This window comes from Marinicella pacifica, assembly GCF_014636635.1.
In the GTDB taxonomy this organism is placed as follows: domain Bacteria; phylum Pseudomonadota; class Gammaproteobacteria; order Xanthomonadales; family Marinicellaceae; genus Marinicella; species Marinicella pacifica.
Window position 1 is genome coordinate 43,227 of record NZ_BMEO01000002.1, and the last position, 12,418, is coordinate 55,644.

Genomic DNA, 12,418 nt, shown 5'->3' on the forward strand with positions numbered 1-12,418 from the left:
TATTGTGCAAATAGGGCCATTTGGCGCTTTGTTCTGCAATCGGGTATGATATGAAAACTTCTTTTTAATTTACGTGATAACACTTTGAATCACAATATCATTTTTCAAAAAATTGACCCCGAAGACTTACCTGAAGTGCTCGCGATGGAGCAACAATGTTACCCCAATCCGTGGCCACAAAAAACCATGCAGGATTGTCTGGATGCCGGTTATCAGTGCTTAAAAGGCCTGACCGAACAAAATCCGCGGATTTTGTGTTATGCCTATATGATGTTGGGGCATGAAGAAGCGCACCTTTTAAAAATAACAGTGCGACCTGAGCACCAAAAACAAGGCCTGGCTCAAGCCATGCTGCAACGCTTGATTCTCATTGCCCGCATCAACCATGCACGCCGTATCTGGCTTGAGGTGCGTGCCGGCAATACAGCGGCCATTCGCTTTTATCGCCGCGCCGGATTTAAAACCAAAGGCAAACGCAGGCATTATTACCGATACCTGGATTCACAGGGCCAAAAAGTTAAAGAAGACGCCCTCATCATGTGTTATTCGTTGGTTTAAAAAAACCCGCCAGACGGCGGGTTTTTAGAGAATCAAGTTTTCGCTTATTCAAAACCATTTTTGAAAATAACATCCAGTTCAGGACTTACATAAAGCACAAACCCGTCATGGTCTCCGGCCCGTAAAGATGAATTGTAATCGTTTTCGTACTGCAAAGGCGCGTCCGCCTGGCCACGAACATAATTCATTTCTTTGAAAAATAACAAACCAATATCATCCAAAACCGCATGATCAAGCGCTTGAGCAGAACCGCCGAATAAAAAGGAATACTGTTCATCAGCCATCAGCGTCTGCGTGGCGTTGGTCAGAGGATTGGCTGCAAATAACGGTGGTGCCCACAGCATATTATCAGCATCAATGGCCGTTCCGGTAATTTGCCCCATGACATCCACGTAACCATCGGTAAACTGAAAGGCGTTAAAATCACCCAACACATACACCGGATTACCGGGATGGCTGCTTTGAATATCGGCAATCATGACACTTAAAGATTGCGCCTGACTTAAGCGCTTATTGCGCACCCGATCACCATTACCGGGGTCATCGATACCGCCCATGGAACGCAAGTGAACATTAAGCACCTGAATGGCTAAAGTGTGGTTTGAAAGAACAATGTCTGCCGATAATTGTAACGGCGGGCGGTCATGCAACAATGAATTGTCATAAGGATTGATTTCGGCTGCACCCAATTGTGTGATTTGTACATTGGTGACCACCGATGCGTTGTATAAATAGCCCACATCTATGCCACCTTGATCATTTCCTTCAATTAAAGCAGTGGTATAGATCAGTCCGCTTTGTGCTGTGATTGCTGCAGCCAAGTCATTCATCACATCGATGTTTTCCACTTCTTGCAGTGCCACAATGTGTGGGGCTTGCATGTCATTAACAATGTATTTGGCAAATTTGGCCAAACGACCGGCATACACCTGCGGGTCTTCAACCTGACCGTCGTCTTCGCTGCCCGGATCATCAACATCATTAAACAGGCGATACATATTCAGTGAACCGATGGTGAGTTCATTGACTGCAGCCGGAGCGGTGGTGTCTGGGAGAACATTGTCTTTCGTCACCACAACCACAGAAGGCCACAATTCATATTCATTAAAATCAAAGCCAAACACGCCAAACATGGTGACATGGGCTCCGGCGTTATAACCAGCTGTCGGAACACCAAAACCTAAACCCGAAACATCCACCTCCAGCAATTCAGGGTTACCGTCAAATATCGGCAAACCAGGTTCACCCGGAAATTCAATACCGGTTTCACGAAAAGCCCGGCTGGCGCCGGCTTTAACCAAAAAATCATCGCGATTGGCACCCACCCAATATGAGCTGTAGGAACTGCTAATCACACCCTCTGGCATCACAAACCACATGCCTTCAACACATTCATAACCCATGGCTTCAGTACCACATGGGTATTCTCCCGCCACGGTTGAAGGGTAATTTTGATCCAGTATTTTAGCCGCCGGCAAGGCATTGCCCTGGCTTTCAGTGATAATGATTTGGCTACCGGGATTGGCAAATTCGGTAAAACCAAAAAACTCATCAATCTCACCGGTCACAGTCACTTCGTCGCCGACCTGAACTGTGGGCGCGCCGCCGGTATAAACAAAAATACCATTAGAGGTCAAATCATCCAGGTCATCCCGCGCATCCGGTGTTTGCATAAAAAAACCAGAATCGCTGAGTACAGTCACAATATTATTGGGGCTTTTTACCGTCTGGCCGTCAAAGCCTGATGCCATGCCGCTGCCCTGAATCTCATAAATTTCAGCCGTCGGATAACCGACTAAAAAACTGAAGTCGTAATTTATCGCCATATTACCCGGCGTGCCATCGATATCCGTAATCTCAGTGGCAACCACACTCACGTCACAAGTTTCGCCATCAACCAGTGTAGCGGACGGGGTTAACACCAACTGACTGACCGCCGAAGCCGGCAAACCACTGGCAAATGCAATTGAACCCGACGTGCCACAACCCATGGTAACCGCAGAACTGGTCGCATTGATGTCTTCTGAAAAGTTAATCGTAACAGTGGCATTTTCAGCCACTCCAACGGCGCCATCAGCAGGGATTGTGGTGGTTACAGCAGGTGGGCTATCCACCCCAAAATCACCGGAAACAACCAAATAATCAAAAGCCAGTTCCTCATCACCGGCATCAACCGAGACAATCACTTTTAAATCTAAGCTACCGCCTGTGGCGGCAATGGTAAAGCCATATTCAGTAAAGACAGAATTCAGACGGCCTGAAACCCCATCAGATTCCCCGTCACAATCGGTATCCAAGCCAATCGGTTCATTTGAGCTATCTCCGTTATTTTCGTAATTAAAACACACACCATCGACATAACCACCCCCATCAATCTGATATTGTACCTTCATATAATCAGTCGAATCATATTTACCGGCACCCGGTCCGCCTTCATTGCCTGCGGCAAATAAACCGCTGAATGATAAATTGCTGAAACCATTGATATCAATGCCGGTCACATTGAGTTCGGGCTCTTTGGTACCGCCCTCTCCATCCACATCTTCAGCGGCCCAAAAATAGGTGCCATCCATCGCACTGTAACCACCGGCACTAATCGGTAAACCGACACCATCTGTTCTCATCCAGTAATCGCCGCCACCATCAGTAAATTCCGCTGTCGAGGTATAGCGGACACCCTGGCCGTCCGTTTCAAAGGATTCACTCCACACTTCGGCAGCCTGAATGGTGAATACAGCGGTTATTAACAATACTGCGGCCGTAAACCGACCAAATTTATCTAACTTCATACCTACCTCTTTAAAAATTTGTCCCAATAGCAGGTTAATATGACATTTTAATAAACCCTGCTCAAACCAACCCATTCCACGGTCTTTGTTTAATTATACAAAAGACACAAAAAAGGCGGTATACAAAACCGCCTTTTTTGAAAAAACATGGGTATTCATTACAACAACTTTTGGTTACTGCGCTTTAATTCCTGATACAGCTCTTGGGGAACCCGGTCACCATATTCTTTTAAAAAATCAGCGACAGACTGGTTTTCTTTTTGCCAACCGTTGACTTCAACAGCCAGTAAAGCTTCCAGGACATCAGCATCCATATCTAAATCTTCGGTGTTTATGTCTCGGGCTTTCGGCATCAGACCAATCGCGGTTTCATGGGCTTCAGCAGTACCCTGACAACGACCAATAATCCATTCTAAAACCCGCATATTCTCACCGAAGCCGGGCCACATAAAGCCACCGTTGTCATCTTTGCGGAACCAGTTAACGGTAAAGACCTTAGGTAAGTTATCGGCTTTATCCTGCATTGACACCCAATGGCCCCAATAGTCCCCGAAATGGTAACCGCAAAAAGGTTTCATGGCCATCGGGTCACGCCGCACCACACCGACTTTACCGGTGGCCGCAGCGGTGGTTTCAGAAGCCACGGTGGCACCCATGAGAACACCATGGTTCCAGTTTCTGGCTTCATTGACTAAAGGCACAAGAGAGGCCCGACGTCCACCAAAAATAATGGCACTGATGGGTACACCACTGGCATCTTCTGAAGCCGATGAATAACTGGGGCAGCGTTTTGCAGACACGGTAAACCGTGAATTCGGATGGGCCGCAGGACCATTGGCCGGATCATAAGGCCGACCCTGCCAGTCAATCGCCGGCACCCGGTCATCCAAGCCTTCCCACCAGGGTTGTTCATCAGCGGTTTGCGCCACATTGGTAAAAATGGTGTCCTGGTATAACATCGCCAGCGCATTGGGGTTGGTATCTTTGGCGGTACCCGGGGCCACACCGAAAAAGCCGGCTTCCGGGTTAATCGCCCATAAACGGCCGTCTTCACCGGGTCGCATCCAACAAATATCATCTCCGACGGTGGTGATTTCCCATCCGTCCTGCAGATAACCTTGCGGTGGAATCAGCATGGCTAGATTGGTTTTACCACAGGCTGACGGAAAGGCTGCCGCCACATAATGCTGCGCTCCGGTGGGTGTTTTAATACCCAAAATCAGCATATGTTCAGCCAGCCAGCCTTCATCTTTCGCCTGATAAGACGCAATCCGCAGCGCATGGCACTTTTTACCCAGCAAGGCATTGCCGCCATAACCGGAACCGTAACTTTTAATCACCCGTTCTTCGGGAAAATGCATAATAAAACGACGATCAGGATCGAGTTCACCGGTGGAATGCAGACCTTTGACAAAGTCGCCCTCTCGTTCAATGCGGCGCAGAGCCTCATCACCCATGCGGGTCATCAGCCGCATATTCTGCACCACATAAGGGCTGTCGGTGATTTCTACACCACAGCGTGAAATCGGTGAGTCAATCGGTCCCATGCAGTAAGGTATGACATATAAAGTTCGGCCTTTCATGCAGCCTTTGAATAAACCATCCATTTTTTCGTGGGCTTGCTGCGGATCCATCCAATGGTTGTTAGGACCGGCATCGTTTTTTTTGTTCGTACAGATAAAAGTCAGATGTTCAACCCGTGCCACGTCCCTGGGATCGGATAAATGCAAATAGCAATTGGGGTGGGTTTCTTCATTCAGTCGCTTATAGGTGCCGTCCTCTAACAACTGGCGGTTGAATGATTCTTCTTCGGCAGGACTGCCGTTACACCAATAAATATCATCGGCTTGGGTCAATTCGGCGACGTCCTTAACCCAGTTGGCCAAGGCTTGGTTGGATGTGCTCATGGGATTCTTTCTGGTTGAGAAAATTGGGTGCAAACTTTAACGCCAACAGCCGCTAAAAGCAAGCCTTCAAGCCGTTTTTGCTCTGTTGGGGCGTTTTATTTTATTCTGTCTAAGATGCCCTGCAGCTCATCACTGTTATGGTAATCTATGACCAGCTGACCTTTACCGCCGGTTTTTTGTTTAAGCGTGACCCGGGTGCACAGTTGCTCACTGAGTTGATTCTCCAGATGACGCACATCGGCATTTTTTTGCGGTGCTTGTTGGGTATTTTTAGGGCCGGGATTTTTTATCGCATTGACCAAAGCCTCCGCCTGACGAACGCTGAGTTTTTTGGCGACAATTTCGCCGGCAGCCTGTGACTGTTGTTTTTTGTCTAACCCCAGCAAGCAGCGTGCATGGCCCATTTCCAGTATATCGTCGTTGAGCAACTGTTTCACGGCATCAGACAAATCCAGTAACCGCAATAAATTACTAACCGCCGTGCGCGAACGGCCCACCGCATCGGCGGCCTGGGCGTGGGTCAGTGAAAACTCCTGGATAAGACGCGACAAAGCCTGCGCTTCTTCCAAAGGATTCAGGTCTTCACGCTGAATATTTTCAATCAGCGCCATGGCAATGGTTTGCTGGTCATCAATGTCCTTAACCAGCACCGGCACTTCTTTGAGTCCGGCCAGTTGCGCCGCCCGCCAGCGGCGCTCACCGGCCACAATTTCATAGTTTCGGCTGCTGATTTTTCGCACCACAATCGGCTGTACAATGCCTTGTGATTTAATCGATTCTGCCAGCTCTTGCAGCTTATCTTCATCCATGATGGTGCGTGGCTGATATTGGCCCGGCTGTAAGCGACCGATGGCTAAAGTTTGCAATTCACTTTCTGAGTTTGCAGGTGCAACGGAATCCGCCCCTTTAGAAGAGGCCAGCAAAGCATCCAGCCCGCGGCCCAGACCGGTCTTTCGTTTAGTTTTTGCGGCGGTTTTTTTCTTCGCTTTATCAGGATCTGCCATGGTGTCTCCGGGTAATTTCACTGGCCAGCCCTTTGTACGCCACAGCACCGCGTGACAACACATCATATTCTATGGCTGACTGCCCAAAACTGGGGGCTTCGGCCACTTTCACGTTGCGTGGCACCACCGTGGTAAAGACTTTATCACCAAAATGTTCACTGATTTGGGCGGCCACATCATTGGCCAGATTATTCCTGCCATCAAACATGGTTCTCAGCAAACCTTCAATGTGCAAATCCGGGTTGACCGTTTGTTGGACCCGTTTAATGGTATCCAGCAATGAAGTCAAACCTTCAAGCGCATAATATTCACATTGCATGGGAATCAGCACACTGTCAGCTGCGGTCAGGGCATTGATGGTCAGAATACTCAAAGAAGGCGGACAATCAATCAATATATAATCATAATGGCCAACCACTGCAGCCAATTGCTGCTTTAAGGCATGTTGCGGATAATCCTGATCCATTAATTGTAATTCTGCCGCAGTCAAATCAGTGTTGGCACCAATCACATCAACCAGGTCAGTTTTTATGATGGCTTCATCAGCCTCGCATTCAGATAATAATAATTCACAGGCCGACAGTTCCAGTGTTCTTGCATCAATTCCACAGGCCATGGTGGCGTTGCCCTGCGGATCCAAATCAACCAACAGCACCCGTTGATTTAACTGGGCCAAACCCACGGCGGTATTGACCGCTGTGGTGGTTTTACCGACCCCACCTTTTTGATTGGCTATGGCAATGATTCTGGCTTTTTGACTCATAGATTCAGGTTTTTTTCATGTATTGATAAAGTGTTCGTTGCGCCTTTAAATAAGGTACCTCAATGGCCAACTCGGACACCAGATTGAAAGCAGAATCTTCTGCAAGATGCTCCACTTTGGGTCCTTTCATGGCCATATATCGCGTGTGCTGATCACCCAATTGCCCGGTTAATTCCAGAAACAGGTTTACCTCAGCAAACGCCCGTGATATTACCACATCGAATTTTTTATCGGGAATATAATTTTCCACCCGATCATGGATGACTTGAACATTTTCTAACTGCAACTGACGCTTAACATGATTTAAAAATCGGGTTTTTTTGGCCACCGAATCAATCAAGCTCACCGATGCCTGTGGCTTAAAAATTGCCAGTATAATGCCCGGCAAACCACCGCCTGTGCCCGCGTCAACAATGCGTGATCCTTTAACATACGGAATGACAGCGGCTGAATCCAGTGCGTGCTGAACCACCATATCGTGCCAATTTGTTATGGCAGTCATATTATAGGTTTCATTCCAGCGCCGCAATAATTGCAAATAGGTCATAACCGGTTTGGTCATACAGGTATCTAAATCCAGCTTTCGCAAGCCTGAATGAAGAGTTTGTTCGGCAGTCTGTTGGGATTTGGCTTCGTTCATGAACAAAAATAGCTTAAAATATGACTTTTAACCCATGATTTGAACCCCACATATAAGTAAACTGTCATAACCAGTCACCTCTGTGGCCATCTCATGATGTCATCAATAGGGAATGATAACAAAAACATACGAGTAAGACATGAATTTTGATAAAGCAAGACACAATATGGTCACCCAGCAGGTGCGACCCGCGGATGTTATTAATAAAGATGTCCTGCATGCCATGCTAAACATTCAGCGCGAAGAGTTTGTGCCGGTTTCGCAACGCAAACTGGCTTTTGCAGACATGGCCCTGCCGATTGGGCATGACCAGTTTATGATGAAACCGGTGGAAGAAGGCCGTCTGTTACAGGCTTTGAATGTCCAGCCTGGTCACAGGGTACTGGAAGTCGGCACCGGCAGCGGATATTTAACCGCTTTACTGGCCACTTTAACCGAACATGTTCATTCAATAGATATTTTTCAGGATTTTATTCAGGCAACCCGTCAGAAACTATCCGATCAAGGTATTGAGGAAGTGACCTTGGAACAAGCGGACTTTTTTGATTTTAAAGCCCCCACCAAATACGATCACGTCATCTTAACCGGCTCATTAAAAGCCGTGCCGGAATTTGTTTTTGAATGGCTCAAAGACGGCGGACAGGTTTTTGTGATTATTGGAGAGGACCCGGTTATGGAAGCCCGCATTTATACATCGGCTGACAAATTCACCAGTCATTTTGACACCCTGGTGGCACCTTTGCTACAAGCCAAGCATAACAACCACCCTTTTAACCTCTGAATTGACCATCACCATGATAAAAAAAATAATTCTCATCAGCTTATTCATGACCGGCCAGGTCAACGCAGCCAGTTTACTGGATGTCTTGAATGAAGCTTTACAACAAGACCCACAATTACAAGCCGCAGAATATAATCTGAAAGCCAGCCAGGAAAGCAAAAAACAGGCTCGCGCCAATTTCCTCCCGCAAGTCAACGGCAGCTGGAACAAACAATGGGGTGAAACCGAGTCTGAACTGGACATTATCGGAAAAATACAAATTCCTGACACCGACCAATACGGCTGGCGCGTGTCATTAAATCAATCCGTTTACAACCATGCCAATTTTGTTCAAATGAGCCAGGCAAAATTAGAAGGTTTGCGCGGGCAGGCGAATTATGACGTGGCCCGTCAGGATTTCTTAATCCGCGTGGCACAAAGCTATTTTAATGTGCTTACCAATATTGACGTGGTTCAGTTTGCCGTGGCTGAAGAAAAAGCCATTGAACAACAGTTGCGTCAGGCTGAACAACGCTATGAAGTGGGCTTGTCTGCCGTAACGGATGTGCACGAAGCCCGTGCCCAATACGACTCAGCCCGTGCCAATGTGATTAATGCCAGAAATGCGCTTGATGACAGCCGCGAAGCCCTGTTTGAAATCACCCAAAACTATTATGAAGAACTGGCAGCTTTACCGGCTGACATTGAAGAATTACAACTGCCTGAGAAAGACATTGATTTCTGGGAAACACTGGCGTTAAACAATAACCCCAATCTGGCGGTGGCTAAAATCGATGCGGAACTGGCAGAAAAAAACATCGCTTTACAACGCAGCGGTCATTTCCCCAGTGTGGACTTATCCGTATCCCGCAGCAACAATGTCAATAACAATGTGGCCTTACGCGATCCGCAAACTCAGGACGTGTTTGCCACCGGCTCTCAGGAAACCGACAGCACTTCCGCCCAGTTGACGCTCACGGTACCCATCTTTTCCGGTTTTCGGGTCAGTTCAATGACCGATGAAGCCCGCTTTCGTTACCTGGCAGCCATGGAAAATCTGGACCAGGTGACGTTTTCTACGGTGCGGAATGTGCGCAATGCACTGCGTAATGTAGAAGCCGGATGGCGATCAGTGGAGGCTCGTCAAGCGGCCGTGTTGTCAGCCAGAAGTGCCGAAGAAGCCACCGCAGCGGGATTTGAAGTGGGTACACGGAATATTGTGGAAGTTCTGAATTCACAGCGTAGCCTGTATCAGGCCCAACGTGATTATTCCCGTGCCAAACATGATTACCTGATGCACATTTTAAACTTAAAACGTGCGGCCGGCACGTTAACCCAGGAAGACGTACTGCTGGTTAATCAACTGCTAATTGCTGCACAACCGTAGTCAACAATTGCTCATCGATTTTACCGATGTCGATAATCTGAAATCCGGCAAAGGTCAGACCACTGTCCTGGTGGTCTGACCAGATGCATTCAGCCCCCAATTCAATGGTTTTCGGCGCCAGTTCTTTTAAGCGCAGCGACAGCTGCAAAATCATACCTGGTTTGACCGACTCTCGACTGGACAGTAAAAACCCATTTTGAGAAATATCCACCACCCGACCGATGTTCTTTTCAGTCATCACATTGCTGACTTCAGAACCGGTGGCCGGATGAACACGCTGATGGGCTCTTTTTTCTACCATATGATTTCTCTCTTTAAGCGGCCATTTTTTTCAGCCGGTTCATAATGCGACCCAGCGCTTTTTTAATGTAACCGCCGGAATCCAATTTCACCTGCACAATGTTGTTGCGGCTCATGTCTATGGCCATCCGCGCCAATCCCATTTTATGCGGATGACGCCCGGCTAAATCAACAAACAAGACCCGTTCACTCAAGGTGCTGACCCAGGACAATTTTCTGCGAATGACATCACCGCCCTGTCCGGCTTTAAAATCGAACAAACTGCCGTAGGGGATCTGGATGATTTGCTCCACCAGTTTTTTCTCACGGTCATTCAGCGATCTGATTTCTTCAATCTTTTTAGCGGATTCGGTGGTTTGGCTCTGCTCTTTTGACGCCTTGTCCACAGACTGAACTTTTTTCAGCGTCGGCGGGGTTGATTGGGTTTGTTTCTGGTTGGCCTCCTGCCACCTGAAACAGGCATGTAAGTTGTCTTTGGTGGTGATGCGGTCGCGTTTAGAAAAACCCAGCTCATCCATGGTCTCATCCAGATGACGCATGGCCGCTAATTTTTGCGCGCCGGTTAGTTGCTTAAATTTAGCCCGGTTGCCAATTTGAGACAATACTTCGGCCGTTTTGATGTTGGCTTGCCATTGTTCTGATCCTTCACCTTCGCGCAGCATGGTCAACGTCAGGGCATCTTTACAGACATGCTTCACCACATCTTTCACAAATTTGACTTCACAATCCTTTAAAATCGCATCCAGCTTATCATTGACCTTGTCCTTAGTCACCTGCATTTTTTCTTTGCCTTGTGCCGCACTAACCCATTTTTGTTCGGCTTTTTTGGCTCGGTTTTCAGTGACTTCCAAAAATTCAGACAAATCCTTCAAGGCTTTGACAAAACCCTCGCGGCTGCCATCAAAATCTTTGGCAGCGTGGTCACTGAAACGATGCACCTGCTTGATGACATCGGTACCGTACCAACGCTGTGAGGTTTGCAGCAATAACTCCATAAATTGCCGTGCCGGATGCGACTGATCGGAAAAGAAGCTGTCGTCTTTAACCGCGGTTTTTATCAGCGGCACATTGATGGCATTTAAGGAAGAGCGAATGTCTTTATCAATGCGTTTATCTTCATGAATTTCATCATAAATCATGCCCATCAGATCGATGGTTTTATGCTGCCTTTCAGACAATTCAGGGTAGTAATTTCCAGTATTATTGCGCACCCGATCGGTCAGCAAACGTTTTAAGTCGGTTAAATTTCGGGAATTGGCTAAAATCCCCGCATCATGCTCAAGCTGGCTCAGTGCTGTCTCAAAATCATTACCCGAAACCACATTGTGTCCGCCAGGTGGCGCCTGGTTCTGGCCAAAATCATTGTTTTGCGTGTCAGTTTCATAATCAGGCCGGTAATCCTGTGTCTGTGATTGCTGCTGTCTGGCCAGTAATTTAAAGATTGAATTAACCAACTGTTGTTCTTGTTGCACGGCATCTAAAGGTGTCGGCTGGCTGCCGGATGGCGTCATGTTACGTGCCTGATCAAATGGCTTATCAGATTTTTCAACGTCCGGTTTTTGCTGATGAGTGGTTTCTTCGACTTTCTTTTTTTCAGGTTTACGGGTTTGTGGTGTTTTTAACTCGGGTTGCAGATTTGGCAGAATGCCTGCTGCGATAAGTTGATCATTGATTTGTTTATATACCTCGCTGATTCGGCCATGCAATGATTTCTGCAAAGCTTCAATCAGTTTGGTTTTGACCGACTCACTCCAGTTCATCGGTTTCAGGGTATGACTCATCAGCCAAACGATGGCTGCCGGTGAAAAAGGCATGTTGGTTTTATCAATGCGTTCGTCACCAAACAGCACATTCATGCGCTTTTCCAGCAGGTATAACTGGGTATGACCGGCAATTTCGAGGGTTGAATCCAACTGAGTTAACGAAAGACTGATGGACAACTCTTCATCTTCCACCAAAGCGAGCGACATTTTGTCATCAGACTTGTTCACTTCGGACGAAATAAAATCCGGCATTTGCTGGGTTTTTTCGCGCACCTCCTGACGCAGGCGCTTTTCTTGTTCCTTCAAATCACGGTATTGATTAAACAAAACCTGTTCTTTTTGGTTACTGTCCGCATTTTGCGCCAACGAAAACAGTTTATTTAAAGTCAGCTTGATGGCTTCCGATAAGCTCTCTTGAAAATGCTTATCAAAAATAACAACAAGTTCTTTAAATAATTGATTGCGATTCATCATTTTCCGATTCCCACTTGCACACACCTAAAAAGGGTCATTCTCTTTTAGATAAACTAAAATACTAAAAGGTGTT

10 protein-coding genes are annotated in these 12,418 nt (G+C 47.1%); 3 read left to right on the forward strand and 7 right to left on the reverse strand.

Annotated elements, in window-relative coordinates:
- Positions 1 to 84 precede the first annotated feature (84 nt).
- Positions 85 to 558 (forward strand): ribosomal protein S18-alanine N-acetyltransferase, encoded by a 474-nt coding sequence (rimI, locus tag IEV16_RS02255; protein ID WP_188364053.1) that lies wholly within the window; start codon positions 85 to 87, stop codon positions 556 to 558.
- A gap of 44 nt (positions 559 to 602) precedes the next feature.
- Here the strand turns inward: rimI and IEV16_RS02260 are convergent, their stop codons facing one another.
- The 5 genes from IEV16_RS02260 to rsmG all read right to left on the reverse strand — a co-directional run bounded on the left by IEV16_RS02260 (position 603) and on the right by rsmG (position 7,661).
- Positions 603 to 3,347 (reverse strand): Ig-like domain-containing protein, encoded by a 2,745-nt coding sequence (locus IEV16_RS02260; RefSeq protein WP_188364054.1) that lies wholly within the window; start codon positions 3,345 to 3,347, stop codon positions 603 to 605.
- Between the two features lie 158 nt (positions 3,348 to 3,505).
- Complete coding sequence (locus IEV16_RS02265) at positions 3,506 to 5,254, reverse strand: phosphoenolpyruvate carboxykinase (GTP) (RefSeq protein WP_188364055.1); 1,749 nt, start codon at positions 5,252 to 5,254, stop codon at positions 3,506 to 3,508.
- 95 nt (positions 5,255 to 5,349) lie between these two features.
- A complete protein-coding gene (locus IEV16_RS02270; RefSeq protein WP_188364056.1) occupies positions 5,350 to 6,258 on the reverse strand; it encodes a ParB/RepB/Spo0J family partition protein in 909 nt (302 codons plus the stop codon).
- A complete protein-coding gene (locus IEV16_RS02275) occupies positions 6,245 to 7,021 on the reverse strand; it encodes a ParA family protein (RefSeq protein WP_188364057.1) in 777 nt (258 codons plus the stop codon). Before IEV16_RS02275 ends, IEV16_RS02270 begins: the two co-directional genes overlap by 14 nt.
- Positions 7,022 to 7,025: 4 nt before the next feature.
- A complete protein-coding gene (gene rsmG, locus IEV16_RS02280) occupies positions 7,026 to 7,661 on the reverse strand; it encodes a 16S rRNA (guanine(527)-N(7))-methyltransferase RsmG (protein WP_188364058.1) in 636 nt (211 codons plus the stop codon).
- A 139-nt stretch (positions 7,662 to 7,800) separates the two neighbouring features.
- Here rsmG and IEV16_RS02285 point away from each other — a divergent pair, with 139 nt between their 5' ends.
- Together IEV16_RS02285 and IEV16_RS02290 are read left to right on the forward strand one after the other, a co-directional pair.
- A complete protein-coding gene (locus IEV16_RS02285) occupies positions 7,801 to 8,442 on the forward strand; it encodes a protein-L-isoaspartate O-methyltransferase family protein (protein ID WP_188364059.1) in 642 nt (213 codons plus the stop codon).
- A 13-nt stretch (positions 8,443 to 8,455) separates the two neighbouring features.
- Entirely contained in the window at positions 8,456 to 9,808 is a 1,353-nt protein-coding gene (locus IEV16_RS02290; protein WP_188364060.1) for a TolC family outer membrane protein, read from the forward strand.
- On the opposite strand, the gene IEV16_RS02295 is transcribed toward IEV16_RS02290, so the two are convergent.
- Entirely contained in the window at positions 9,777 to 10,109 is a 333-nt protein-coding gene (locus tag IEV16_RS02295; RefSeq protein WP_188364061.1) for a PilZ domain-containing protein, read from the reverse strand. The genes IEV16_RS02290 and IEV16_RS02295 overlap by 32 nt on opposite strands.
- Before the next feature lie 13 nt (positions 10,110 to 10,122).
- Positions 10,123 to 12,345, reverse strand: coding sequence for a DUF1631 family protein (locus IEV16_RS02300; RefSeq protein WP_188364062.1), 2,223 nt, complete (start codon positions 12,343 to 12,345; stop codon positions 10,123 to 10,125).
- Between the last annotated feature and the right edge of the window lie 73 nt (positions 12,346 to 12,418).